General features: G+C 30.9%; 24 protein-coding genes. 12 read left to right on the forward strand and 12 right to left on the reverse strand.

Features of this window, described 5'->3' with window-relative positions:
- The first annotated feature begins 8 nt into the window (after positions 1-8).
- Genes ABDX67_RS12155 through arsB form a run of 3 tightly spaced genes read left to right on the forward strand, consistent with a single transcriptional unit; the run spans position 9 to position 2,569 of the window.
- On the forward strand, positions 9-896 hold the full coding sequence (locus ABDX67_RS12155; RefSeq protein WP_347175304.1) for an arsenite methyltransferase: 888 nt from the start codon (positions 9-11) through the stop codon (positions 894-896).
- 16 nt (positions 897-912) lie between these two features.
- A complete protein-coding gene (locus ABDX67_RS12160) occupies positions 913-1,530 on the forward strand; it encodes a low molecular weight phosphatase family protein (protein ID WP_347175305.1) in 618 nt (205 codons plus the stop codon).
- A 1-nt stretch (position 1,531) separates the two neighbouring features.
- Entirely contained in the window at positions 1,532-2,569 is a 1,038-nt protein-coding gene (gene arsB, locus ABDX67_RS12165) for an ACR3 family arsenite efflux transporter (RefSeq protein WP_347175306.1), read from the forward strand.
- Here arsB and ABDX67_RS12170 read toward each other — a convergent pair whose 3' ends face one another.
- The 5 genes from ABDX67_RS12170 to ABDX67_RS12190 are packed head-to-tail and all read right to left on the reverse strand — an operon-like array spanning position 2,570 to position 7,808.
- Positions 2,570-3,730: a peptidase MATCAP family protein gene (locus tag ABDX67_RS12170; RefSeq protein WP_347175307.1), complete on the reverse strand. Its 1,161-nt coding sequence runs from the start codon at positions 3,728-3,730 to the stop codon at positions 2,570-2,572.
- Between the two features lie 29 nt (positions 3,731-3,759).
- Positions 3,760-4,590 carry an N-formylglutamate amidohydrolase gene (locus ABDX67_RS12175; protein WP_347175308.1) on the reverse strand — a complete coding sequence of 277 codons (831 nt, stop codon included), beginning with the start codon at positions 4,588-4,590 and terminating at the stop codon, positions 3,760-3,762.
- A gap of 4 nt (positions 4,591-4,594) precedes the next feature.
- On the reverse strand, positions 4,595-5,437 hold the full coding sequence (locus tag ABDX67_RS12180) for a sulfurtransferase (protein ID WP_347175309.1): 843 nt from the start codon (positions 5,435-5,437) through the stop codon (positions 4,595-4,597).
- Positions 5,438-5,442: 5 nt separating this feature from the next.
- Positions 5,443-6,477 (reverse strand): glutathione synthase, encoded by a 1,035-nt coding sequence (gshB, locus tag ABDX67_RS12185; RefSeq protein ID WP_347175310.1) that lies wholly within the window; start codon positions 6,475-6,477, stop codon positions 5,443-5,445.
- Positions 6,478-6,500: 23 nt separating this feature from the next.
- Positions 6,501-7,808, reverse strand: a complete 1,308-nt coding sequence (locus ABDX67_RS12190) for a dicarboxylate/amino acid:cation symporter (RefSeq protein ID WP_347175311.1) — start codon at positions 7,806-7,808, stop codon at positions 6,501-6,503.
- Between the two features lie 143 nt (positions 7,809-7,951).
- On the opposite strand from ABDX67_RS12190, the gene ABDX67_RS12195 reads away from it, so the two are divergent.
- From ABDX67_RS12195 to ABDX67_RS12205, 3 genes are all read left to right on the forward strand, one after another.
- Entirely contained in the window at positions 7,952-8,266 is a 315-nt protein-coding gene (locus ABDX67_RS12195) for a DUF6787 family protein (RefSeq protein ID WP_347175312.1), read from the forward strand.
- Entirely contained in the window at positions 8,266-8,892 is a 627-nt protein-coding gene (locus tag ABDX67_RS12200) for an NUDIX hydrolase (protein WP_347175313.1), read from the forward strand. The genes ABDX67_RS12195 and ABDX67_RS12200 overlap by 1 nt, the downstream gene beginning before the upstream one ends.
- A gap of 65 nt (positions 8,893-8,957) precedes the next feature.
- Positions 8,958-9,764 carry a lysophospholipid acyltransferase family protein gene (locus ABDX67_RS12205; RefSeq protein ID WP_347175314.1) on the forward strand — a complete coding sequence of 269 codons (807 nt, stop codon included), beginning with the start codon at positions 8,958-8,960 and terminating at the stop codon, positions 9,762-9,764.
- Positions 9,765-9,829: 65 nt separating this feature from the next.
- Here the strand turns inward: ABDX67_RS12205 and ABDX67_RS12210 are convergent, their stop codons facing one another.
- Complete coding sequence (locus ABDX67_RS12210) at positions 9,830-10,303, reverse strand: Dps family protein (RefSeq protein WP_347175315.1); 474 nt, start codon at positions 10,301-10,303, stop codon at positions 9,830-9,832.
- A 106-nt stretch (positions 10,304-10,409) separates the two neighbouring features.
- On the opposite strand from ABDX67_RS12210, the gene ABDX67_RS12215 reads away from it, so the two are divergent.
- Entirely contained in the window at positions 10,410-11,351 is a 942-nt protein-coding gene (locus tag ABDX67_RS12215) for a hydrogen peroxide-inducible genes activator (RefSeq protein WP_347175316.1), read from the forward strand.
- A 117-nt stretch (positions 11,352-11,468) separates the two neighbouring features.
- Here ABDX67_RS12215 and ABDX67_RS12220 read toward each other — a convergent pair whose 3' ends face one another.
- A complete protein-coding gene (locus ABDX67_RS12220; protein WP_347175317.1) occupies positions 11,469-13,088 on the reverse strand; it encodes an ABC-F family ATP-binding cassette domain-containing protein in 1,620 nt (539 codons plus the stop codon).
- Positions 13,089-13,304: 216 nt separating this feature from the next.
- Between ABDX67_RS12220 and ABDX67_RS12225 the strand changes: the two genes are divergently transcribed.
- The 3 genes from ABDX67_RS12225 (at position 13,305) to ABDX67_RS12235 (ending at position 17,593) form a co-directional block, all read left to right on the forward strand.
- The gene (locus tag ABDX67_RS12225; RefSeq protein WP_347175318.1) at positions 13,305-14,696 is read left to right on the forward strand and encodes a TlpA family protein disulfide reductase; all 1,392 of its coding nucleotides are present in this window, start codon (positions 13,305-13,307) and stop codon (positions 14,694-14,696) included.
- A 168-nt stretch (positions 14,697-14,864) separates the two neighbouring features.
- Entirely contained in the window at positions 14,865-16,712 is a 1,848-nt protein-coding gene (locus ABDX67_RS12230) for a DEAD/DEAH box helicase (RefSeq protein ID WP_347175319.1), read from the forward strand.
- Positions 16,713-16,888: 176 nt separating this feature from the next.
- Complete coding sequence (locus ABDX67_RS12235; RefSeq protein WP_347175320.1) at positions 16,889-17,593, forward strand: hypothetical protein; 705 nt, start codon at positions 16,889-16,891, stop codon at positions 17,591-17,593.
- Positions 17,594-17,712: 119 nt separating this feature from the next.
- On the opposite strand, the gene ABDX67_RS12240 is transcribed toward ABDX67_RS12235, so the two are convergent.
- Together ABDX67_RS12240 and lplA are read right to left on the reverse strand one after the other, a co-directional pair.
- On the reverse strand, positions 17,713-18,687 hold the full coding sequence (locus tag ABDX67_RS12240) for a hypothetical protein (protein ID WP_347175321.1): 975 nt from the start codon (positions 18,685-18,687) through the stop codon (positions 17,713-17,715).
- A gap of 32 nt (positions 18,688-18,719) precedes the next feature.
- Positions 18,720-19,730: a lipoate--protein ligase gene (lplA, locus tag ABDX67_RS12245; protein WP_347175322.1), complete on the reverse strand. Its 1,011-nt coding sequence runs from the start codon at positions 19,728-19,730 to the stop codon at positions 18,720-18,722.
- 118 nt (positions 19,731-19,848) lie between these two features.
- Here lplA and ABDX67_RS12250 point away from each other — a divergent pair, with 118 nt between their 5' ends.
- Complete coding sequence (locus ABDX67_RS12250; protein WP_347175323.1) at positions 19,849-20,367, forward strand: hypothetical protein; 519 nt, start codon at positions 19,849-19,851, stop codon at positions 20,365-20,367.
- Positions 20,368-20,396: 29 nt separating this feature from the next.
- On the opposite strand, the gene capB is transcribed toward ABDX67_RS12250, so the two are convergent.
- From capB to ABDX67_RS12265, 3 genes are all read right to left on the reverse strand, one after another.
- Positions 20,397-21,650, reverse strand: a complete 1,254-nt coding sequence (gene capB / locus ABDX67_RS12255; RefSeq protein WP_347175324.1) for a cysteate-C-fatty acyltransferase — start codon at positions 21,648-21,650, stop codon at positions 20,397-20,399.
- An 83-nt stretch (positions 21,651-21,733) separates the two neighbouring features.
- On the reverse strand, positions 21,734-22,732 hold the full coding sequence (capA, locus tag ABDX67_RS12260; RefSeq protein WP_347175325.1) for a cysteate synthase: 999 nt from the start codon (positions 22,730-22,732) through the stop codon (positions 21,734-21,736).
- Positions 22,732-24,897 carry a S9 family peptidase gene (locus ABDX67_RS12265; protein WP_430438132.1) on the reverse strand — a complete coding sequence of 722 codons (2,166 nt, stop codon included), beginning with the start codon at positions 24,895-24,897 and terminating at the stop codon, positions 22,732-22,734. The genes capA and ABDX67_RS12265 overlap by 1 nt, the downstream gene beginning before the upstream one ends.
- Positions 24,898-24,961: 64 nt before the next feature.
- Between ABDX67_RS12265 and ABDX67_RS12270 the strand changes: the two genes are divergently transcribed.
- Entirely contained in the window at positions 24,962-25,285 is a 324-nt protein-coding gene (locus ABDX67_RS12270) for a YbaB/EbfC family nucleoid-associated protein (RefSeq protein WP_347175327.1), read from the forward strand.
- Positions 25,286-25,301: the final 16 nt, after the last annotated feature.

Genomic DNA, 25,301 nt, shown 5'->3' on the forward strand with positions numbered 1-25,301 from the left:
CACATACAATGAATAATGAGCAAGAATTAAAAAATATCGTTAAAGAACGTTACGCAAAAATTGCAGAACAGGGAAAAACTGAAAATGCTGCATCTTGTTGTGGTGCAACTACTCCATCAAACAAAGTATATAATATTATGATGGATGATTATTCTGAAACCGAAGGATATATTGAAGATGCAGATTTAGGTTTAGGTTGCGGATTACCAACTCAGTTTGCAAAAATTTACAAAGGTGATACAGTAATCGATTTAGGTTCTGGTGCAGGAAATGATTGTTTTGTTGCAAGGCATGAAACTGGTGCAGAAGGAAAAGTAATTGGAATTGATTTTACACCAATTATGATTCAAAAGGCAAGAGAAAATGCCAATAAACTTGGGATTAATAATGTAGAGTTTAGAGAAGGAGATATTGACCAAATGCCAGTTAGTGATGCTATTGCTAATGTCATTGTAAGTAATTGTGTTTTAAATTTAGTTCCCAACAAGCAAAAAGTAATTAGTGAAGTTTTTAGAGTTTTAAAACCTGGTGGACATTTTAGTATTTCTGATATTGTTTTAATTGGAAATCTACCAGAATCTTTAAAAGAAGATGCAGAAATGTATGCAGGTTGTGTTGCTGGGGCCATTCAAAGAGCAGATTATTTACAAATGATTGAAAATAACGGTTTTCAAAACATCATCATTCAGAAAGAAAAACCAATTACAATTCCTGATGATATTCTAAGTAAATATTTAAGTGATGAAGAAGTTACCAATTTTAATAAAGGAACAACCGGAATTTTTAGTATAACAGTATATGCTGAAAAACCAGGAACAACAAACAAAAAACCAAAAGTAAGTCTTTCTGAAATAGAAGCTTCAAACTGTTGCACTCCAAACACAAGTTGTTGTTAATTAATTGATTACTAGAATGCACATTTTTAAAACTATCAAAACAGTTATTTCAACATTAAATGTTGATGAAATTTCAAGTAAACGAAAAGAAGTTTTACAACCTTTAATTGAATTTATTAAAACTAAAAAGGTTGAAAATAAAGAAGTTCGTTTAAATTTTATTTGTACTCATAATTCTCGTAGAAGTCACTTAGCACAAGTGTGGGCACAAACAATTTCGTATTATTTGAATGTTAAAAATGTGCATTGTTATTCTGCAGGAACAGAAACAACAGCTCTTTTTCCAATGATTGTTGAAACATTGAAAAACTCAGGTTTTAAAATCACAAAGGAAACTGAAAATAAAAATCCTGTTTACAACATTTCTTTTTCAAAAGAAGCTGCACCAATTATTGGTTTTTCAAAAACATTGGATTCTGATTTTAATCCAAAATCAGCATTTGCAGCAATTATGACGTGTTCACAAGCTGATGAAGGTTGTCCGTTTGTTGTCGGAGCAGAAAAAAGAATTTCAATTCCGTTTGATGATCCAAAAGAATATGATAACACTTCTATCCTGAAAGAAAAATACAATGAAAGAAGTATACAAATTGCTACAGAAATGTACTTTGTTTTTACTCAAATAAACTCATAATATGCCAACTACTAAAAAACTAAGTTTTCTTGATCGTTACCTAACATTGTGGATTTTTATCGCAATGGCTTTTGGAGTTGGAATTGGATATTTTATTCCTACTTTTCCAAACATCATCAACTCATTTAATAGCGGAACTACCAATATTCCCATTGCAATTGGATTGATTTTAATGATGTATCCACCTTTAGCAAAAGTTAATTACGCTTTATTGCCAAAAGTTTTTAGAAACACAAAAATTTTATCAATTTCATTATTATTAAATTGGGTAATTGGTCCTGTTTTAATGTTTGTGTTGGCAATTACATTTTTACAAGACTATCCAGAATACATGGTTGGACTCATTTTAATTGGTTTAGCTCGTTGTATTGCAATGGTGTTGGTTTGGAATGATTTGGCTGAGGGAAGCAGTGAATATGGCGCAGGTTTAGTCGCATTAAATAGTATTTTTCAAGTATTTGCATATTCTTTTTACGCTTGGATATTTATTACCGTGCTTCCGCCCTATTTTGGGTTTGATGGAGCCATCGTTGATATTTCTATAAATACAGTTGCGGAAAGTGTTGCTATTTATTTAGGAATTCCGTTTGCTTTAGGAATTTTGAGCAGATTAATTTTGGTAAAACTAAAAGGTGAAAAATGGTATACTGAAACATTTATTTCGACCATTTCTCCAATTACCTTAATTGCTTTATTATTTACTATTGTTGTCATGTTTTCTTTAAAAGGAGAATTGATTGTAGAAATTCCAATGGATGTTTTAATCATTGCCATTCCGCTATTGATTTATTTTATTTTAATGTTTATCATAGGTTTTTTCGTCACAAAAGCAATGGGAGCTACCTACGATAAAACAGCTTCTGTTGCCTTTACAGCAGCAGGAAATAATTTTGAATTAGCAATTGCAGTTGCAATTGCTGTTTTCGGTCTGAATTCTGGACAAGCTTTTGCAGGAGTTATTGGTCCTTTAGTAGAAGTTCCTGCATTAATTATATTGGTTAGAGTTTCGTTTTGGCTGCGAAAAAAATATTACAAATAACTATTTTAAACTCTCTAAAATAAAGTCTACCGTTTTACTGGTATTTTTATTTTTTAAATACGAATCTGTAATGTGTTTTGATTTTACAGCATAACCGTTGTCAATCATATATTGAATATCATCAACATATTCTAACGATACTTTTCCTGTTAACAATAAACTTAAATCTTTATCATTTTTATGATAACTATAAATCTTTTTTAAACCCGTTAAATACAAGTAATCTTTGGTAAAACCTCCACCCCTGTGTGCACGTATCGAAATATAAAAAGCTTCTTCTCTTCCTAAATCATAATCGTTATGCAACATTCTAAATGTCCTAGAAAAAGAATATCCTTTTGCCAAACTATCTACAGCCAACACTCTGTATGCCAATTCTTTTAAACGTTTTACTGTTAAATTTCCAGACATATATTCGCTAAAAACTGCTAAACCTTCTTGAGTTTCTTCATTATTTGGGAAACCGTGAGAAAATATTTTTAACGGATGCAATAAACCGTTCATAGTTGTTACCATGTGAACACCAATTTCATGGTTAGTTAAAACATTTATTTCATTATCAGAAAACACATGATTGTTATTCAAAACCAACGCTTTTATACTATTAGAAACCATCGCAACTGCTCCCATAGTTGATGAGTTTTTTATCTCATACGAAAAGTCGTATTTCTTAGAATACTCTCTAAAAAAATGTTCAGATTCTTTGGCTGTATATTTTGGTTTAAAAATATCAGAATTAATGTCTTCACTATCAAAATGAAGAATAAATTTTGCATTTTCAACATCTTGTTCAGTTGGTGTTCCAAAAGAATGCAAGCTATTGTAGTAAAACTTTTTACCTTTGCCAATAGTTTCTATACATTGAATTAAACCTGAATAAAAATAGATAATATCTTCATACAAATCTCTTAAACGTTCGTCTTCAATTTTATGAATTGACTGTGCAAAAAACTCTTTGTGAAGCTTAAATTTATCAAAATCTCTTTTCGGATATTTAAACTTTGGATCTGTTAAATATTTGGAATTGAAGAACTTTTCTTTTTCAGATTCAATATTAGTTGGATTCACATAATTTAAGAGCTCAATTTTTTTTACAAGCTCATCTATGTGATTGTCAATCTCAAAAAGTGTTTTGTTTTTTACTTGCGTATCATTCATCATTACTCAATATCTAAAAAGAAACAACAAATTTACAATTTATGTGCTTTATAAAAAGTTTCTGCATGGTTTTTTAATTCGATTTTTAAATAATTTTCTACTGCAGAAACAACTTCTGGATACATAATTTGCTTTAATTCATCGCAATAAATTTTTGCTATTTCTGTTGCCAACACTAATGTATTCTCGAAATTTTGAGTAATATATTTTAAGAAATATCCATTTCCTTGAAACGTATCATTAATTTTTGAAGTTGATTTAATTCCGTTTGGTAATGGCGTTTTTTCTAAAATTAATCTCCAAGATTCTATTTCTTTTCCAAAACGATTTTCATCAACATTTCCAGTTCCTAAATTCCACGTTGGCACTTCTCTACTCCAGCGTTTCCAATTGTATGAATGCATATCGTACACAACACAAACTCCAAATTTTTCTTCTAATTTAGAAATTAAAGCATCTACAACTTTATAAAAATTTGTGTGTTTTTGAAGGCTTTTTAATTTCATTTCTTGTGGCAATTCAGCTTTCCACAATTGTTTTCCCCAAGCATCATCATAAATTGCAGTTTCTGGCGCACGATTTAAATCGTATTCAAATCTAGAATCCATTCCTGCAATTACAATTGGATGTGATTGAATCATTTCTTTCGTTGCCGGATCTTCTTCAAACCAACGTTCGTATGCTGTATGCAAACAATTTTCCCATAATTCTTTTCTAAATTGATGTCCGTCGTGAATAGCACCACAAGCATAATAAACATATGCATCAATTTTTATGGTAAACGAATAGTCGCTAGAAACAGCTTCAAATATTTCTTCTTGCTGAATTTTCTGAATAATTTCTTCAATAGATAATTTTAACATCTCGCTATTTTTCAATTGGTAAATGTGCTAAACTTCCCCATTCTGTCCATGATCCGTCATACACAGAGACTTCTTTAAAACCTGCAATTTCTGCTCCCAAAGCTAAAATACAAGCCGTAATTCCTGAACCACAAGAAAAGATTAATTCTTTGTTTTCAGGATTTATTTTTTGAAATTCTTGCTTTAATTCTTCTTGATTTTTAAATTCCAAATTGTTTAAAAGTGAAGTAAACGGTAAATTAGTAGAAGTCGGTATGTGACCGCTTCTTATTTCTTTTCTTGGTTCTAATTCTGTTGCATGAAATCTTCCTGAAGAACGAGCATCAACAATTTGTTTGTTTCTGTTAAAAACAGATTCTAAAACAACATCAGAAGTAACTATTTTTTCTGGTTGATACCTTACTTCAAAATCACCAATTTCAACCATGTGATTTTGTTTTTTTTCTGTTGGATAATTTGCTTTTTTCCAAGCTGGAAATCCACCATCTAAAACAGCAATATTGTTAAAACCCATCGATTTAAATAACCACCAAACTCTTGGCGAAGAATAAATACCATGCGTATCATAAACCACTATGCAAGAATCTTTATTGATTCCTAATTTTCTAGCTTCTCGTTCAAAATCATTTGGTTTGATTGCCGTATTTGGAAAAGCAGCACCTTGTATAGAAAACACTTTTTTAATGTCAAAAAAAAGAGCTGCAGGAATTTGGTTTTCTACACTATTATTTATTTGAGAAACTTTAGGAATAGTACCATCTAAAACTACTAAATTGGTTGCATCTTTATGTTGATACAACCAATTTACAGAAACCAATGGTTTTTCTATTTGTAATAAATTACCCATTAATTTTAAGCTTGTTCTACTTTATTTTTTAAATCAGTCATTCTTCTAAAAGCTGCATTTTTTTCTAAAATTTTGCTTTCTAAGAAATCAACAACTTTTTCTTGAAGTTTTAATTTATATACTTTATTTATATAGGTAACACCGCCCGGACTCATAACATTAACCTCAACTAGTTTACCACCAATTACATCAATTCCGACAAAATACAAACCATCTTTTACTAATTTTGGTCCAATTTTTTCGCAAAGTGCTTTTTCTTGTTTTGTTAGTTTGTGCTTTTGAATACTTCCGCCCGCAGAAACATTAGAACGATGATCTTTTTCTCCAGGAACTCTTCTCATTGCTCCGATTGGTAAACCATTTAATAATAAAATCCTAACATCACCTAATTCAGCCCCTTCTATATATTCTTGTAAAATTACATAATCTGATGTTCCATCGCCTTTATTGATATAAAAATCTAATAAAGAATTGATGTTTCCCATTGCCGCTTTTTCGATTAAAATAACTCCAGAACCACCAAAACCGTTTAATGGTTTTAGAATCATTTTATCAGAATCAGATTCTTCAATCATTTTGACTAAATAATCTTTGTTTTTTGAAACATGTGTAACAGGAATTATTTCATTATTTGGATCTTCAAAAACTGCTGTGTACAATTTATTATTTGCTTCTCGCATTCCTTGAACAGAATTGATAATAAAGACATCATCTTTAACAGAATCCAAAAAGTTTAACATTAATGGATCTAAAGGCGGTTCTGCTCTCATAAAAATAGCATCAAAACCAGCTAACGGAAGCATTTCTTCTCTTGTTGTAGCTTTATTATAAAATGATTTAAGATTTGTAGGAATTTTATCCATTCTGTTTATAATAGTACAAAACGCATTTGTAACACTATTTCTAATTGTTAAATTGGCAGGTGTACAAATAGCAACACCATGACCTCTTTTTGCACATTCGTGAATGATCGCTAGCGAAGTATCATTTTCAGGAGATTTAATATCTTCCCAAGGATACATTAAAAAACAAATATTCATTCTATAAAATTAAAGGTTCTAACTTATTTAACCGCATCGTAATTGTCATCCCAATTTTGGATATTTGGTTCACCTAATTTACCAACAGATTTTGCAACTAACATTGAAACAGCAGCATCTCCAGTAACGTTTACAATTGTTCTACACATATCTAACGGTCTATCAACTGCAAAAATTAATGCTAAACCAGCTTCCGGAATTCCGGCATAACCTAAAACTCCAACTAACATTACCATTCCTGCTCCTGGAACAGCAGCAGAACCAATTGATGCTAACGTTGCAGTGGCAATAATTCCTAATTGAGTTCCAAAAGTTAAGTCCATTCCAAATGCTTGAGCGATAAATACAGCTGCAACCGCTTGATATAAACTTGTTCCATCCATATTAATTGTGGCTCCGATTGGTAAAACAAAACTTGCTACTTCTTCTTCTACTCCAATATGTTCTGTAACTCTTTCCATTGTAACCGGAAGAGTTGCAGCACTTGAACTTGTTGAAAATGCTAGTAATTGTGCTGGTGCCATCGCTTTCATAAAAAAACTTGGAGATTTTTTTGTAAAAACAAGAACTAATATATTGTAAACTACAATCATTAACATTAAACCACCAACAACTGTAATTGCATACCAACCTAATGCTTTAAATAAATCTAAACTTGGCGATTCTACAACCAAAGCAGCCAACAAAGCAAATACTCCGTATGGCGCAGCTAACATTATTAAATCTACCATTTTAAGAATGACTTCGTTAAATCCGTCGAAAAATTTCTTTACAGTTTCTCCTTTTTCTTCAGGAATTAAGATCAATCCAATTCCAAAAAACATTGCAAAAAAGATTACTTGTAACATATTTCTATTACTTGTTGCTGCAGCAAAAATATTTTCTGGTACTAAATCAACTAAAGCTTGTAAAGGTCCATCTTGTTTTTGTTTAGCAGCTTCCTCTTTATATTTTGTGGTATCTGTACTATAACTTTCTACCATTTCTGTTCTTGTAGATTCGGTAATTTGTTTTCCAGGATTAATAATATTAACCAACATTAACCCAATAGAAACAGCAATTACAGTAGTAACAATATAAATACCAATAGTTCTTCCTCCCATTTTAGAAAGCTTAGAAATATCTTTTAAATCCGAAACTCCTTTAATTAGTGCTGCTAGAATAAGCGGAATTGCAATTAGTTTTAGTGAATTGATAAAGATGGTTCCAAATGGTTTTATCCAATCTTTTATAAAATCTTTTCCAAAATCAAAGTTTGTCATAATCAGAGCAAAAATAACTCCTAACAACATTCCTAATAGTATTCTCCAGTGTAGTGCTAATTTTTTCATTTAATAAAATTATAATTAAAGTTTTGAAAGGTAAAAAAAATAAAATCCTCCATCCAAATTTCTTAGCGTTATTTTAGAAATCAACTCGTTTAAATTTTAAATAACTAGAATCATGTTGTATTTTTGCTGCATATTTTTTAAAAATGGAAAAATTAAAAAAACGTTGGGGTTTAACTTCAAATTGGCAAGTTTTTGTCATTTTATTGGTATTTTCTATAACAGGATTTACATCTTTATATATTGCAAAACCTATTTTAAATCTTATTGGTTTAGAACAAGCAACTACAAACCCTTGGATATATAGACCTTTACGAATTTTATTGATTTTTCCGTTTTATCAAGTCTTAATTGTTTTTTATGGTTGGCTTTTTGGTCAGTTTGCTTTTTTCTGGGCTTTTGAAAAAAAGATGTTAAGTAAAATTGGATTTAAAAGATGTTTTAAAAATGTAGGAAACTAGTGAAATTTACTTCATTTATAAATTCAATAAACCATATACAAACTGCAAAAATTGGTGGATTGGAATCTCAGTTTAGATTGGCTCCAAAAATGCGTTTAAGCTATAATGCAAAAAAAATTGCTGCTAGTAACCCAAAGAAAGCGGCTGTTTTAGCATTGTTTTATCCTAATCAAAAAGGAGAAACTTGTTTTTTACTAACTCAAAGAGCTAGCTATAAAGGAACACATTCTGCTCAAATTAGTTTTCCAGGCGGCAAAATAGAAAAATCGGATAAAAACTTAAAAGAAACTGCTTTAAGAGAAACATTTGAAGAAGTTGGCGTTTTAAAAGAAAACATTACTGTTGTAAGAGAAATAACCGATGTCTACATTCCGCCAAGTAATTTTTTAGCGACTCCTTTTATTGCATTTACTGAAGAAAAACCTGATTTTAAAACAAATTATGAAGTAGAGGTTGCTTTTGATGTTTTACTAAAAGATCTTTTAGACGATGCTAACATAACAACAATAAATATTACAACTTCTTACGCTAAAAATATTGACGTACCTTGCTTTAAACTAAATAATTACATCGTTTGGGGAGCAACAGCTATGATTTTAAATGAAATTAAAGAATTATTAAAATAGCTGTGTTACTATATTCTTTTGTATTTTAGCAAGTAACTAACTAGTAAAATTAAAACCAACTATTAATGCCTCTATTCAAAAGAAATCCTTTTGGACATATTCTGTTTGTGAAAAAATGGATTATTAGAATTTTTGCTGCCGTTTCTCATGGTAGATATAGACGATTTAACAACTTACAAATTGAAGGTTCAGAAATTATAAGAGATTTACCTGAAAACAACGTGCTGTTTGTTTCTAATCATCAAACGTATTTTGCAGATGTAACTGCTATGTTTCATGTATTTAATGCTGCTTTAAAAGGTAGAGATAATAATATTAAAAACATTGGTTATATCTGGCAACCTAAGTTAAATATTTACTATGTTGCCGCTGGCGAAACCATGCGCTCTGGTTTATTACCTAAAATATTTGCGTATGCTGGTTCTGTTTCAATAGAAAGAACTTGGAGAAGTAATGGACAAAATGTAAACAGACAAGTAAAAAATTCTGATATTTCTAATATTGGTAAAGCTTTAAATGATGGTTGGGTAATTACATTTCCTCAAGGAACAACAACGCCTTTTAAACCCATTAGAAGAGGAACTGCCCATCTAATTAAAACGTATAAACCTGTAGTTGTACCTGTGGTTATTGACGGTTTTAGACGCTCTTTTGATAAAAAAGGTTTGGCTATAAAAAAACGAAATGTGTTGCAATCTATGGTTATTAAAGAACCTTTAGAAATAGACTATGAAAATGAATCTGTAGCAGATATTGTTAGTAAAATTGAGCTTGCTATTGAACAACATCCTTCATTTTTAAAAGTATTAACACCAGAAGAATACGCAAAACAAGAAGAAGAATTAAACAAGAAACGTGAGTTTTGGAGTTAATTTAAAATACAATGAAAAAATTATCAGTTATCAATATATATTGATAACTGATAACTGAAACTTAATTATTTTCCCAACCAAGAGTTCATCATCCAAATAGTTTTTTCTTGTTCTGCAATAAAATCACTCATCATAGCATTTGTTCCTTCGTCATTTGCATCACCAGAATTATCTAAAATTACTCGTTCTATTTTTAACAACTCTTTAAGTGAATTTACAACTACTTCTACTGCTTCTCTATCGTTAGAAATATCTTTAGCTACAGGAACTGTTGCTAAAGAAGTATACTCGCTAAAAGTATGTAATGGTCTTCCTTGTAAAGTTAATATTCGTTCTGCAATCATATCAATTTTTATTTGAGAATCGTCATACAACTCTTCAAACTTTACATGTAATTCAAAGAAATTTTTCCCTTTAATATTCCAATGTAAACCTCTTAAACTTTGATAATATACTTGAAAGTTAGCCAACAAAACATTTAATTCATTCACCAAATCTTTTGTTTCTTTTTTGTCTAATCCTAATACTGTTTTATTCATTTTTAGTGTGTTTTTTTATGTTCAAATCAAAGTTACAATAAGATTTTAGTTAAAAACCATAAGTTTAATTGATAGTTTTAATATCTTTATCAAAAATATTGATGAAATGACAATTACACAATTAAAATACGTGCTTTCTGTGGCAGAATATCAGAATTTCACAATCGCTGCTGAACATAGTTTTGTTACCCAACCAACTTTAAGCATGCAAATACAAAAACTAGAAGACGAATTAAGTGCTAAAATATTTAATCGATCTACAAAACCAATTGAGTTGACAGATATTGGAAAGAAAATTGTAGAACAAGCAAAAATTATAGTAGATGAAAGTAATAGAATTACAGATATTGTGCATCAGCAAAAAGGGTTTATTGGCGGCGAATTTAAATTAGGAATTATTCCTACAATTATGCCAACCTTATTGCCGATGTTCTTAAATAATTTTACTAAAAAATATCCGAAAGTAAAATTGATTATTGAAGAGTTAACTACCGAAGAAATTATACGAAAATTAACAGACGGACATATTGATGCTGCAATTGCTGCCACTCCGTTAGAAAACGAAGCCATTAAAGAACGCCCTTTATATTACGAACCTTTTGTAGGTTTAATTCCAGAGAATCATCGTCTTTTTAAAGAAAAAGTAATCAATACAGATGAGTTAGAAATGGATGATATTTTGTTGTTAGAAGACGGACATTGTTTTAAAGAAAGTGTTATCAATTTATGTAGAACATACAAAGCAGACAATAAAAAATCGTTTCAATTGGCAAGCGGAAGTTTTGATACACTTATCAAATTAACTAAAGAAGGTTTAGGAATGACATTGCTTCCTTATTTACATACGTTAGATTTAAACGATGTGGATAAAAGTCATTTGCGCGAATTTACAAGTCCGCCACCAGCTAGAGAAGTCAGTTTAATTTATCATAAATCGCAATTAAAAATGCAATTAATTGAAGCGCTAAAAACAACGATTGATGGAATTGTTAGAGGTGCTATTTCTTTTTCTGATGTAAAAATTATTAGTCCGTTGCAAAAGAAATAAATATTCCTGTCTGTTCGAGCTGAGTCGAGAACTCATAAAACCTCTCGACTCCGCTCGAGGTGACATTTAAAAAATAAGTATAAAAAAAGGAAGCTAATTAACTTCCTTTTTTTTGTTTTATAAATACATTTTTTCTCGTTGCTCTTTAATTTTTGGATCAGATAAATAATCATCGAAAGTAGCATATCTATCAATTACACCTTTTGGAGTAATTTCTATAATTCTATTTGCAACTGTTTGTGCAAACTCATGATCGTGTGTAGAAAACAACACAGTTCCTTTAAAATTAATTAACGAATTATTTAAAGCCTGAATCGATTCTAAGTCTAAGTGGTTTGTTGGTTCATCTAACATTAAAATATTTGCTCTTGTCATCATCATTTTTGATAACATACAACGTACTTTTTCTCCACCAGACAATACGTTACATTTCTTTAATGCTTCTTCTCCACTAAAAATCATTTTCCCTAAAAATCCTCTTAGAAAAACTTCTTCTCTTTCTTCTTCTGTTTGTGCATATTGACGTAACCAATCTACCAAATCTAATTCTGCATTTGTAAAATACTCAGCATTTTCTAGCGGTAAATAAGATTGTGTTGTGGTTACTCCCCAATCAAAAGAACCTGCATCTGCTTTTTCTTTTCCGTTTAAAATTTGATAAAAAGCAGTAACAGCTCTAGAGTTTTTAGAAATAATAGCAACTTTATCGCCTTTATTTAGGTTGATATGAACATCGCTAAACAAATATTCTCCTTCAAACTTTTTCGCTAATCCTTCTACATTTAAAATTTGGTCTCCAGCTTCACGTTCGCTTTTAAAAATAATTGCAGGATAACGTCTGCTCGATGGTTTAATATCATCAACATTTAATTTCTCAATCATTTTTTTACGAGAAGTTGCCTGTTTAGATTTTGCAACGTTTGCCGAAAAACGACGAATAAATTCTTCTAATTCTTTCTTTTTATCTTCTGCTTTTTTGTTTTGTTGCGCTCTTTGTTTTGCAGCTAACTGACTAGATTCGTACCAAAAAGTATAGTTACCTGAATAGTTATTTATTTTACCAAAATCAATGTCAGAAATATGAGTACAAACTGCATCTAAAAAGTGTCTATCGTGTGAAACAACAATTACTGTATTTTCGTAATTTGCTAAGAAATTTTCTAACCAATTAATGGTTTCAAAATCTAAGTCGTTTGTTGGCTCATCCATAATTAATACATCTGGATTTCCAAAAATTGCTTGTGCTAATAACACACGTACTTTTTGTTTTCCGTCCAAATCTTTCATCAACGTATAATGTAAATCCTCCTTAATTCCTAGGTTAGACAACATTGCTGCAGCATCAGAATCTGCATTCCAACCATTCATTTCCTCAAATCTTACTTGTAATTCACCAATTTTTTCAGCATTTTCATCTGTATAATCAGCATACAAAGCATCCATTTCTTTTTTGATGGCAAACAATTCTTTGTTTCCCATAATTACAGTTTCTAACACCGGAATTTCATCAAAAGCAAAGTGATCTTGAGACAAAACCGACATTCTTTTTCCGGGCTCTAAATGTACATGCCCAGAAGTTGGTTCTTGTTCTCCAGATATTATTTTAAGAAAAGTAGATTTTCCTGCACCATTTGCACCAATAATTCCGTAGCAATTTCCTTGAACAAATTTTGTGTTTACTTCATCAAATAATATTCTTTTACCAAACTGAACTGATAAATTTGAAACTGTAAGCATTTTTCTATAATTTTAAATTTTTGCAAAAGTATAAAATTTATAGGGAGTTTTGGCTGTTTTTAGCTTTAAAAATGGAATACTTGCCTTTTATAAAAGTACAAATTACAAAAGTTAAAGAAAGATTTAAAAGGAGCTCTTTTTTTAATACTTTAACAACGTATTAACAAGTTATTGAAAGATGTATATGTAATTTTGCTTGTAGTTTAAAATGAATAAATGAATCGATTTTTAAAATATTGTTTTTCTCTTGTAGCACTTATTCTAATTGGAAGCTGCACAACTTCTAATAAAGAAAATCTAACTTATTTTGGAGGTAAAATTATACATCCAAAAACAGATTTTGTACTGCTATTTCAAAACGATAAACTTATTGATAGTTTATTTTTAGACAAAGAAGATAAATTTATAGGATCGTTTAAAGATTTTAATGAAGGTTTCTACTATTTTATTCACGGTAACGAAAATCAATATATCTATATTGAACCAAAGGATAGTATTTCTATTCGTTTAAATACGTGGGATTTTGATGAATCTTTAGTTTTTAGTGGTTTTGGTGCAGAAAAAAACAACATCTTAATTGATTGTTTTTTAGATAATGAAAAAGAACGCTACAATCATCGTATTTATTCTTTTTATGGCTTAGAACCATCTGACTTTAAAGCTAAAATAGATTCTTTATTGCATTTAAGACAGGTAAAAATTGATGACTTTAAAGCTAGACAAACCGAATTACCAGAAAACTATTCTAAAATTTTAGAAATTGTTGCTAAATATCCTATTTATAATAGATTTGAAAGATATCCCGCAAAATATAGAGACATCAATAAAACTGATGGTTTTCCTAAATTAGATACAGATTTTTATTCTTACAGAAATAATATCGACTTAAACAATAGCGATTTAATGTATTTACGTTCATATACTCAATACATTGTAAATAGATTTTATAATAATGTGTATGCAAAAGGTTTATCAAATAAATCAAACGAATTTACGGTTGCATTATTAAATACTATTGATGAAAGTATTACTAGTGAGAAATTAAAAAATACTTTTTTACGACAAATGGTTGTGAATGATTTTTTAGACAAATCTACTTGTAGTATTAATAAAGAAGCGTTTTATACGTATTTTAAATTAAGCACTGATATTGAGGATAAAAAGGAAATTCAGCGTTTAATAAACGATGTAAAAAGTTTACATTCTGGAAGTTTATTACCTGCATTTGATGTGTTAGATTTTACCAATGCAAAACACAACATCAAAAAGTTAACAAAAAATAAAAACAGTGTAATTTACCTTTGGAATCCTAATTACATCAGTGGCGAGTATTTATCATCAAGAATTAATTACCTATCAAAAGAGTTTCCAAAACTTAATTTTATTGGTGTAAAAATTTCTTCTTCCTCTGCAAATGAAATACCTATTAAAGGAATCGACATCAAACAACAATTTTTTATCGACTCAGAAAGCGAAGCAAACGAATTTTTAACAAGCCAACTGCCAAGAGTTTTATTGTTAAATAAAAAAGGTAAGATTGTTAACGGATATGCTTCTATCAGTAGTTCTAGAATCCACAAGCAGTTAAAGACTTTACAGAAAGACTAAACCTTCTTAGGTTAATTCATATTATTTAACGTACCTTTGCACGCTCTTAATTATAAGAATTAAGAAGATTAGATAGTTGTTACCCAGTTTAATAAGTAACAAATTCTAAAGCGTTTATAAACCGAGTTTACAGATACTGGCGTCTGTGAGTTCACAATTGTTCACAGCATGTCAACATTTTTAGAGTTGGGGCTTAGAGAAGAAATCTCTAAAGCGCTAACAGATTTGGGTTATGAAAACCCTACAGTAATTCAAGAAAAAGCAATTCCACAAGTAATTGCATCCACACAAGATTTAAAAGCATTTGCACAAACCGGAACTGGTAAAACTGCTGCTTTTAGTTTACCAATTTTACAGCAATTAGATGTAAATAGTAAAGACACACAAGCAATCATTTTATCTCCAACAAGAGAACTAGCAGTTCAGATTGGTAAAAACATTGAAGAGTTTGCTAAATATATAAAAGGTGTAAGAACTACAACTGTTTATGGAGGAGCAAATATTGAAGAACAAATTCGTTCTTTAAAAAAAGGTTCTCAAATTGTAGTTGGAACTCCTGGTAGAACAGTAGATTTAATTAATCGTAGAGCATTAAAATTAGGAAACATTCGTTGGATCGTTTTAGACGAAGCCGATGAAATGTTAAACATGGGTTTTAAAGATGAATTAGACAAAGTTTTAGAAGCAACTCCGGCTAAAAAACAAACCTTGTTATTTTCTGCAACTTTTCCAAGAGAAGTTGAAGCGATTGCAAAAAACTACATGACCAAACCGATAGAAATTACTTCTGGGCAAAAAAACGAAGGTTCTGATGATGTTAGTCACGAATATTATGTAGTTAACGAACGTACACGATACGAAGCATTAAAAAGAATTGCCGATGTAAATACAGACATTTACGCAATTGTTTTTTGTAGAACTCGTAGAGAAACACAAGAAGTTGCAAACAACTTAATAAAAGATGGTTATAGCGCAGATGCGTTGCACGGAGATTTATCGCAAGGACAACGAGATGGTGTGATGGATAAATTTAGAAAGAAAAGTATTCAAATTTTAGTAGCAACAGATGTTGCGGCGCGTGGTTTGGATGTTACAGAATTAACACACGTTATCAACCATAAATTACCAGACCAAATAGAAAACTACACACACAGATCTGGAAGAACTGGTAGAGCTGGTAAAAAAGGAGTTTCGATTGCGTTGGTTAACAATAAAGAAAAAGGAAAATTACGCCCAATTGAAAGAATTATCAATAAGAAATTTGTGCAAGCGAATATTCCTAGCGGAAAAGAAATTTGTCAAAATCAATTAATGCATTTAATTGATAAAGTGCAAAATGCAGAAGTAAATACCAGTCAAATTGAAGAATTTTTACCAAGCATTTACGAAAAATTAGAAGGTTTAGACAGAGAACAGTTAATTCAGAAATTTGTTTCTTTAGAATTCAATACTTTTTTAGAATACTACGAAAATGCTAAAGATTTAAATAATTTAGCAGCAACTAGAGGAGATGCTAGGGATTCTGGCGGAAGAGGAAGACCAAGAGACGAAAACATGACGCGTTTCTTTATCAACTTAGGTAGAAAAGACGATTTAAATCCTGCTCGATTAATTGGTTTAATTAACGACCAACGTATAACAGACAATATAGAAATTGGTGCCATTGATATTTTAGACACTTTTTCTTTCTTTGAATTGGATAAAAACTTTGAAGGACAAACATTGAGTGCTTTTGAAGAAAACGATCCAGAATTTAACGGACGTGGCGTAAATATAGAAATTACAAAGAAAGAACGTTCTGGCGGCGGAAGAGGTCGTGGTGGAAATAGAAGCGGAAGAAGATCACCAAAATCTGATGGTGGTGGATTTGGAAGAAAACGTAGCGACAGGAATTCATCTTCTCCAAGAAGAAGCGGTTCTTCAGATCGTAAACCAAGAGCTGGCGGAGACAGACCAGATAGAGGTTCTGCAGACAGAAAATCTGGCGGTTTCGGAAGAAGACGTAGAGAAAGATAAAATAGTGTAAACGATACTACAAAAGCGCATCCATCTTGGATGCGCTTTTTTTATGCCTTTATTTTGTTATATTTGAGTTGCTAAACAAAAAGGCAGCTTGTTTTATTTGTGTTGTAAAAATTGATAATGAGAACTTTAATTACTTTATAACGAGTTGTGTGTAATTACGACCAAAATTGAAAGATAAAGAAACATATTACCAAAAAAGGGAATTGAATAGAATGGGATTACAGACATTCTTCTTAAATCTTGAAAATAATCATTATGATAGTGTAAATGATAAAATCATTCTAAAACTTGAAAAAGAATTAATTGATTTAAATATAAAAAAAGATAATCTTTTAGGCATTGAAAAAGGAGATTGTGGAATGAATATCTATTTCCTTGAAAAGGAACTTTTTGCAATCGCAGAAATGAAAATAATTTACGCTTATAAGCATTTTGATACACATTTAAAATTCTTAATTCGAGCATCTTATCAAGGTGTCAAGGAAAGTAAATTATTCAAATGGGAATTTGTTAAAGAATATTTGAAAACAAAGAGAATTACTATTAATGAAATTGATGATTTTCAAGAAATTAATGAATTACGAGAATTAAATAATTCGATAAAGCATTCTCGGAATATTATAAATGATAAAACCAAAAATATAAGAGAACTTTGTGGTCAAACGGAAATAACTTATAAAAGTTTAATTGATTTTTATAATCGTATTGAGAATAGCCCATATAAATTCATATTATCATTATCCGATAAAATTGACAAAGATTTATATGAATTCGATGAGAAGAGATTAGATGAAATAACCGCTAAATTAGCAATAAGAATGAATAATGAAACAATTGAAAAATTCATCGAAAAATTAAAAAGCATAAAATAAACTACAGCTAACACCGTGCATAATTAATGGCTGATTCTCTCCTACATATGAAAATCCACTCGGATTTTATTTTCAGTATATATTTATCAAACGTAAAAAATCATACTTAAACACGTTTCTTAAAAAGGCAAACTAATAGCTTCTGGTTGTATAAAATCCTTAGAATACGGATTTTCAAGAAAACTCACTGGCGGCTTTTGAAATTGGATAATATCTTCTTTTTCTATTCCGTACACTTGCCAATAATTAGAAAGCAATTGCGCAAATATATTTTCATCCCAAAACCCAAAAACAGGTTGCACTTCGTTGTTTTTAATTGCTATGCTAATGTGTTCTTCGATGATTTCAACGTTATATTCTGGTTGGTGTTGTAAGATATAATCTGAATAATGAAAGCGTGCATATAATTCTTCAAACTGCACAGGATGCAACACGTGTCCTTTCATTTTATCGAGAATTTCTTTGTGCTTTTCTCCGAGAATTCCGTTGTCTTGCAAACAGGCAATAAAACCAAAACCATTTACTCCAAATGAAAACATTAAATTGATAGGATCGTCGCGATAGCTAAAAATATCCGAAGAATATTTAAGCGGAAAAACCGCAATACTCCACGGTTTTTGTCCAACAAAAGAAATCGGTTTTACAACAGATTGCAACATTAAATGGAAATTTCCAAAACGCTCTTTAAGAATATCAGCAACGGCAAATTCTTTGTCTTGCGCAAGTTGTGTATCTCTTTCGTAAATCATTTCGTAATACAACAAGCCATACACCATTCTGCCTGTCCATTGAAAAAGTAGTTCCTCATCCAATGCGTCCATTCCTTCAAAACCTTTTTTATATGCGGCCTTAATCTTAACATCTAGTGCTTCGAAAGCATTTTTTACTTCAACAGAACATGGCAATCTAAGATCTTCGTAATGATATGATTTTGCTTTGTCCATCATCTCAATTTTTTCATCACCAAATTTAAAATGATCCATCAACCATTGCGGAAAAACGGTCATGCTTTCGGTTGTTAAAACTCCTGTTAGAAAACAGAAATGTTCGTCAAAAATCAATTCTTTAAAGGGGTTATAAAGTGATTGGGACATAATTTTTTGGATTTATTTTTTTGCAAAGATACTTATTCTTTTACCTCATCAGCGCCATATAACAACTCTATAAATTCTGATTTTGTAATGTTTCCAAAATAGTCTTCTAAATTGATGTCGGCTAACTTTTTTGTAATTTCTTCTTTATCGTACGCAACGCCAATTAAAAGATTTTCTATAGTTTCTAATGGTTCTTTTCCGAAGAAATCACCAAAAATTTTAATTTCTGTTAAATATCCTTTCTCTACAAACATTCTTACATCAATTTCTCCCACAGGAAAACGTTTGCTTCGTTGGATGTTAAACTTTGGTGAACGACCATAATTCCAATCCCAAGAATCGTATTTTTCTTCTTTTAATTGATGGACAGCTTTCCATTCTTCTTCCGTTAAATGATAGGTTTCAAAAGCTTCTCTTTCTGCATACAAACCTTCTAATAAAAGTGCTCTAAATTCTTCTATTTTCATCGGATTGTTAAGATATTCGCTAATATTTGCAACGCGGCTACGAACAGATTTGTGTCCTTTAGAAATGATTTTACTCATTTTTACTTGAAGTGCATTGCCAACTTCATTAAGATCTGTGTCAAATAAAAGAGTTCCATGACTTACCATTCTTTTTCCTGTAGAAAATTGAGCGGTTCCAGAAATTTTTTTATCATCTACTAGAATGTCATTTCTACCTATCAGCTCTGCTTCTACTCCAATTTTTGAAAGTGAACTGATGACCGGTTCTGTAAATTTTTTAAAATTGTTTAAACTTTTAACATCGTGATTGGTGATAAAACTAAAATTTAGGTTTCCTTTATCATGATAAACTGCTCCACCTCCAGAAATTCTACGCACTACATGAAGTTTGTTTTCCTCTACATATTCGTGGTTGATTTCTTCTAAGGTATTTTGACTTCTACCAATAATGATAGAAGGTTCGTTGATATAAAACAATAAATAATCAGATTGTTTATCAAAATTTCGAAGTACATATTCTTCCAAAGCAAGATTTAATCTTGGATTGGTATTTCCTTCATTTTCTATAAAAATCATGTGTAGAAAAGTTTAAATTTAAAGGAACAAAGTTAAGAATTATTTAACGGACAAATTAGTCCTTTTTAAAAAGATTAAGTAACTTTATGTCGAAAATATACAGCAATTTAAGAACCAAATGAACAAACCTATACATCAGTTTTTCACAAAAGATCATCACCGAATTGATGGATTATTAAAAAAAGCCGTTGAAAACCCAAATGAAATTGACATGAAGTATTATCATCAATTTCGAACTCAAATATTACGACATATTAAAATGGAGGAAAAAATATTTTTCCCGGCAGCTAAAAAAGTAAATCCAGCTGTAATGCAAAAACTCCTTCCAAAATTTAGACTAGATCATGGAGCAATTACGGCTTTACTAGTTCCTCCTCCAACGCTATCTCTAATAAAAGTGATACAATATGTATTAGCAAAACATGATGTAGAAGAAGAAAAACCTGGAGGATTGTACGAAATTTGTGAAACATTGACTAGTAATCAAACTCTAGAAATTTTAAAGCAACTTGCCGCTACAAAAGAAGTTCCTGTTCATCCTCCTAATCCTGCACCAATTGCAATAGAAGCTGCAAGACGAGCTATGACAAGAGCAGGTTATGATTTAGACGAAATTATAAGACTTACAAACAATTAAGTAATTAAAAAATAAAAGCTATAGAAAAACTATTCTTCCATAATAGAAGCAGCAATCTTTTTGTAGGTTCCGTTTTCTAATTTAGTTCTAATTCCAGAAAAAGCCGCAATGGTTTCGTCAATATCGTCTTGTGTGTGTGTTGCAGTTGGAATTAATCTTAGGATAATCAATCCTTTTGGAATTACTGGATACACAACAATAGAACAAAAGATTCCGTAATTTTCACGTAAATCATTTACCATTGCCATTGCTTCAGGAATTTCTCCTTTTAAAAACACTGGTGTTATACAGGTTTGTGTAGTTCCTAAATCAAAACCAGCATCTCTTAAACCACTTTGTAAAGCATTGGTGTTTTCCCAAAGTTTTGTTTTTAATTCTGGCATTGTACGCAACATATCTAAACGTTTTAATGCTCCTTTAACCATTGCCATTGGTAATGATTTTGCAAACATTTGAGAACGCATATTGTATTGTAAATACTGTATAATATCTTTATCGGCCGCAAAGAAAGCTCCGATTCCTGCCATCGATTTTGCAAAAGTGGCAAAATAAACGTCAATTCCGTCTTGAACACCTTGTTCAAATCCAGTTCCTTTTCCGTCTTTACCCAAGGTACCAAAACCATGCGCATCATCAACTAATAAACGGAAGCTGTATTTTTCTTTTAAAGCAACAATTTCTTTTAAACGACCTTGCTCACCACGCATTCCAAAAACACCTTCAGAAATCACTAAAATTCCGCCTCCGGTTGTTTCAGCCATTTTAGTTGCACGTTGTAAGTTTTTTTCAAAACTTTCCATGTCGTTGTGTTTGTATACAAAACGTTTTCCTGCATGTAAACGTACACCGTCAATAATACAAGCGTGCGTATCCATATCGTAAACAATAATATCGTTTTTAGTAACTAATGCATCAATTGCAGAAACCATTCCTTGATACCCAAAGTTTACCAGATAAGCAGCTTCTTTTTCAACAAATTCTGCACATTCTTTTTCTAATTGTTCGTGAAAAATAGTATGACCAGACATCATTCTTGCGCCCATCGGATACGCCATTCCGTGCTCCATTGCAGCTTCTCCATCAACTTTTAAAACTTCTGGGTGATTAGCCAATCCTAAATAATCGTTAATACTCCACGTAATAACTTTCTTTCCGTTAAAAAACATTCTGTTAGAAATGGGTCCTTCTAACTTAGGAAAAACATAGTATCCTTCCGCTTTATCGGCCCATTTTCCTAATGGTCCTTTATCACCTTTTATTCTTTCAAATAAATCTTTCGTCATGTTTTTTATCTTCAAAATTGAGAGTGCAAATTAACCGCTTTTTTGGCATTAAATCAAATTAAAATGCATCTATATAACAACAGCTACTCTAAAAATCCTTGTTGATGCATCCAAGAATCACTGTAAATTTTATTCATATATCTAGAACCATGATCTGGAAAAACCAATACAATAATGCTGTTTTCTACAAACATATTTTTATCGTTATACTGAATTGCAGCTTGCATTACAGCGCCGCTTGTATAACCTGCAAAAATGCCTTCTTTAATAATAATTTCTCTTGCTTTAAGTGCAGCTTCTTTATCTGTGACTTTTTCGTAGTCATCAATAATATCAAAATCGGTTGCAGTCGGAATTAAATTTTTACCCAAACCTTCTATTCTATAGGGATAAATATCATCTTCATCAATTTCTCCTGTTTCGTGAAATCCTTTTAAAATTGATCCATAGGCATCAACTCCTAAAACTTTGATAGCAGTATTTTGTTCTTTTAAATATCTTCCTATTCCAGAAATCGTTCCTCCTGTTCCGCTTGCCACAACAACATGCGTTACTTTTCCTTCGGTTTGTTTCCAAATTTCTGGACCTGTAGAATGGTAATGTGCTTCGCTATTTAATTCGTTAAAATATTGATTGATGTAAATTGAATTCGGAGTTTCTTTATGGATTCTTTTTGCGACTTCATAATACGAACGAGGATCGTCTGCAGCAACATTTGCTGGACATAAATGCACTTCTGCTCCCATTATTTTTAACATGTCTATTTTATCTTGTGATGTTTTAGAACTTACTGCCAAAATACATTTGTAGCCTTTTACCATAGAAATCATTGCCAACGAAAAACCTGTATTACCAGAAGTTGTTTCTACAATAGTATTTCCTGGTTTTAAAATCCCTTTTTTTTCTGCATTTTCTATAATATACGTTGCTATTCGGTCTTTTGCAGAATGGCCAGGATTGAATGATTCTAATTTTGCAAAATAAGAACCTTTTAAATGATTTGTAATGTTGTTTAATTGAACCATTGGCGTTTGTCCAACAAGTTCTAAGATGTTTTTATTTGTTTCTTGATTCCTTGTCATTATTCAGTTTTATTCTCTAAATCTAACATAAACGCATATTCTTTGGCAACTTCTTTTAAAGCATTAAATCTTCCTGATGCTCCGCCATGACCAGCTTCCATGTTTGTATTTAATAACAAAATGTTATCATCTGTTTTGTATTCTCTTAATTTTGCAACCCATTTTGCAGGTTCCCAATATTGTACTTGACTATCCCAATAACCAGTTGTAATTAACATATTTGGATATGCTTTTGCTTTAACTTGATCATAAGGCGAGTAACTTTTTATGTACTCGTAATATTCTTTATCCTTCGGATTTCCCCATTCGTCAAATTCTCCGGTTGTTAACGGAATACTTTCATCTAACATCGTAGAAATTACATCTACAAAAGGAACTTGCGCTATAATTCCGTTGTACAATTCTGGGTTCATATTTACAATTGCTCCCATTAACAATCCGCCAGCAGATCCGCCCATTGCGTATAAGTGTTTTGCTGATGTATAGTTGTTTACAATTAAAAACTTAGAGCAATCTACAAAATCGTTAAAAGTATTTTTCTTGTGTAATAACTTTCCGTCTTCGTACCAATTTCTTCCTAAATATTCGCTTCCTCTAATGTGTGCTAAAGCGTACACAAATCCTCTGTCTAACAAACTTAATCGCACTGTGCTAAATCCGTCTGGAACCGTTGCGCCGTAAGAGCCATAGGCATATAATAACAGCGGAGTATCTTCATTTAGTTTTGTATCTTTTCTGTACACCAAAGAAACAGCTACTTTTTTGCCATCTCTTGCTGGTACCCAAATACGTTTGCTTGTGTAATTTTTTTTATCAAATGTACCACCAAGAACTTCTTGTTCTTTTTTGATTTCTTTTGATTTGTCATCCATGTTAAAATCAATCACAGAACTAGGTGTTGTCATTGAATTGTATGAATAACGAATTATATTCGTGTCAAAATCTGGATTCGCATAAACGCCAACCGAATACGTTTCCTCATCAAAAGGTAAATAATAATCTTTGGTATTGTCCCAACGCATAATTCTTACATTGTTCAAGCCATTTGTGCGTTCTTCTAAAACCAAATATTCTTTATAAATAGACATGTCTTCTAGCAAAGTATCTTCTCTGTGCGGAATTACATCTATCCAATTTTCTTGTGATGTTTTTGTAACCGGAGTTTTCATCAACTTAAAGTTTGTTGCTCCGTCTTTATTAGTTCTTATGTAAAAATGATTCTTATAATGTGCAATATCGTATTCTAGATTACGCTCTCTTTTCTGAATGATTTGAGGCGTATTATTTGGTGTATCTGCGTCTAAAAATTGATATTCGGAAGAAACCGTACTATACGAACTAATGATGATGTATTTGTTTGATTTTGATTTGGTTACAAAAGTGCTGAAAGTATCATCACTTTCATGAAAAATCTCTACATCTTCAGATGCATCAGTTCCTAAAACATGTTTGTAAATTTTATAACTTCTTAAAGAAACAGGATCTTTTTTGGTATAAAACAAGGTTTTATTATCGTTTGCCCAAACCGAACCACCATTTGTGTTGGTAATTGCATCTTTATAAATTTCTCCTGTTTTTAAATTTTTAACATGAAGCACATATTGTCTTCTACTAACTGTGTCAACAGAAAAAGCTGCCAGTTCATTATTTGGACTGATGTTTAATCCGCCTAATTGAAAATATTCGTGACCTCTTGCTAATTCATTTACATCAAATAACAATTCTTCATTAGCATCTAAAGATCCTTTTTTACGAGTAAAAACTGGATATTGTTGACCTTTTTCAAATTTTGTAATGTAAAAATAGCCGTTCTTTTTATACGGAACAGATTCGTCATCTTCTTTAATTCGAGCTTTCATTTCTTCGAATAAAGATGTTTGAAAATTGTTTGTATGAGACGTTATTTGATCGTAATAATCGTTTTCTGCGTTTAAATAATCGAGAACTTTAGTAGTTTGTTCGTCTTTTACTTTAGCATTTTTTTGCTCATCAGACAAACGCATCCAAAAATAATTGTCAATTCTAATATCACCGTGCGTTTCAATTTCTGCAGGAATTTTATCTGCTATTGGTGGTGTAATATCTTTCGTATTCATGGAATCGTTTTTACAAGCGCTTGCAAAAATAAGGCTAAATGCTGTAGTGTAAAACAATATCCTCTTCATTTTTATAAATTTTTTTCTTGCTGTTAAAGTAGTAAATTTGCGTGAAATATTAAATTAGAGAATTATGTTTGGAGATATGTCTGGTATGATGAGTAAATTAAAAGAAGCACAACAAAAAGTTGAAGAAACAAAAACTCGTTTAAATTATGTGTTGATTGATGAAACCTCATCAAACGGAAAAATACAAGTTACAGTTACAGCAAATAGAGAGCTAAAAGCGATTAAAATTGACGATAGTTTACTCAACAATGCTGAAGAATTAGAAGATTATTTAATTGTTACATTAAATAACGCCATTAAAAAAGCAACTGAAATAAACGAACAAGAATTAGCTGTTGCTGCTAAAAGTGGAATGCCAAATATTCCTGGAATGGATTTATTTAAATAAAACAGTTCTTTTACAT

This window comes from Polaribacter uvawellassae (assembly GCF_039748955.1).
Lineage (GTDB): Bacteria > Bacteroidota > Bacteroidia > Flavobacteriales > Flavobacteriaceae > Polaribacter > Polaribacter uvawellassae.

What these genes read in the sequence shown, in the direction of transcription:
- ABDX67_RS12155 (WP_347175304.1), top strand. Translation starts at nt 9, where the DNA reads ATGAATAATGAGCAAGAATTAAAAAATATCGTTAAAGAACGTTACGCA.
- ABDX67_RS12160 (WP_347175305.1), top strand. Translation starts at nt 913, where the DNA reads ATGCACATTTTTAAAACTATCAAAACAGTTATTTCAACATTAAATGTT.
- arsB (WP_347175306.1), top strand. Translation starts at nt 1,532, where the DNA reads ATGCCAACTACTAAAAAACTAAGTTTTCTTGATCGTTACCTAACATTG.
- ABDX67_RS12170 (WP_347175307.1), bottom strand. Translation starts at nt 3,730, where the DNA reads ATGATGAATGATACGCAAGTAAAAAACAAAACACTTTTTGAGATTGAC.
- ABDX67_RS12175 (WP_347175308.1), bottom strand. Translation starts at nt 4,590, where the DNA reads ATGTTAAAATTATCTATTGAAGAAATTATTCAGAAAATTCAGCAAGAA.
- ABDX67_RS12180 (WP_347175309.1), bottom strand. Translation starts at nt 5,437, where the DNA reads ATGGGTAATTTATTACAAATAGAAAAACCATTGGTTTCTGTAAATTGG.
- gshB (WP_347175310.1), bottom strand. Translation starts at nt 6,477, where the DNA reads ATGAATATTTGTTTTTTAATGTATCCTTGGGAAGATATTAAATCTCCT.
- ABDX67_RS12190 (WP_347175311.1), bottom strand. Translation starts at nt 7,808, where the DNA reads ATGAAAAAATTAGCACTACACTGGAGAATACTATTAGGAATGTTGTTA.
- ABDX67_RS12195 (WP_347175312.1), top strand. Translation starts at nt 7,952, where the DNA reads ATGGAAAAATTAAAAAAACGTTGGGGTTTAACTTCAAATTGGCAAGTT.
- ABDX67_RS12205 (WP_347175314.1), top strand. Translation starts at nt 8,958, where the DNA reads ATGCCTCTATTCAAAAGAAATCCTTTTGGACATATTCTGTTTGTGAAA.
- ABDX67_RS12210 (WP_347175315.1), bottom strand. Translation starts at nt 10,303, where the DNA reads ATGAATAAAACAGTATTAGGATTAGACAAAAAAGAAACAAAAGATTTG.
- ABDX67_RS12215 (WP_347175316.1), top strand. Translation starts at nt 10,410, where the DNA reads ATGACAATTACACAATTAAAATACGTGCTTTCTGTGGCAGAATATCAG.
- ABDX67_RS12220 (WP_347175317.1), bottom strand. Translation starts at nt 13,088, where the DNA reads ATGCTTACAGTTTCAAATTTATCAGTTCAGTTTGGTAAAAGAATATTA.
- ABDX67_RS12225 (WP_347175318.1), top strand. Translation starts at nt 13,305, where the DNA reads ATGAATCGATTTTTAAAATATTGTTTTTCTCTTGTAGCACTTATTCTA.
- ABDX67_RS12230 (WP_347175319.1), top strand. Translation starts at nt 14,865, where the DNA reads ATGTCAACATTTTTAGAGTTGGGGCTTAGAGAAGAAATCTCTAAAGCG.
- ABDX67_RS12240 (WP_347175321.1), bottom strand. Translation starts at nt 18,687, where the DNA reads ATGTCCCAATCACTTTATAACCCCTTTAAAGAATTGATTTTTGACGAA.
- lplA (WP_347175322.1), bottom strand. Translation starts at nt 19,730, where the DNA reads ATGATTTTTATAGAAAATGAAGGAAATACCAATCCAAGATTAAATCTT.
- ABDX67_RS12250 (WP_347175323.1), top strand. Translation starts at nt 19,849, where the DNA reads ATGAACAAACCTATACATCAGTTTTTCACAAAAGATCATCACCGAATT.
- capB (WP_347175324.1), bottom strand. Translation starts at nt 21,650, where the DNA reads ATGACGAAAGATTTATTTGAAAGAATAAAAGGTGATAAAGGACCATTA.
- capA (WP_347175325.1), bottom strand. Translation starts at nt 22,732, where the DNA reads ATGACAAGGAATCAAGAAACAAATAAAAACATCTTAGAACTTGTTGGA.
- ABDX67_RS12265 (WP_430438132.1), bottom strand. Translation starts at nt 24,897, where the DNA reads ATGAAGAGGATATTGTTTTACACTACAGCATTTAGCCTTATTTTTGCA.
- ABDX67_RS12270 (WP_347175327.1), top strand. Translation starts at nt 24,962, where the DNA reads ATGTTTGGAGATATGTCTGGTATGATGAGTAAATTAAAAGAAGCACAA.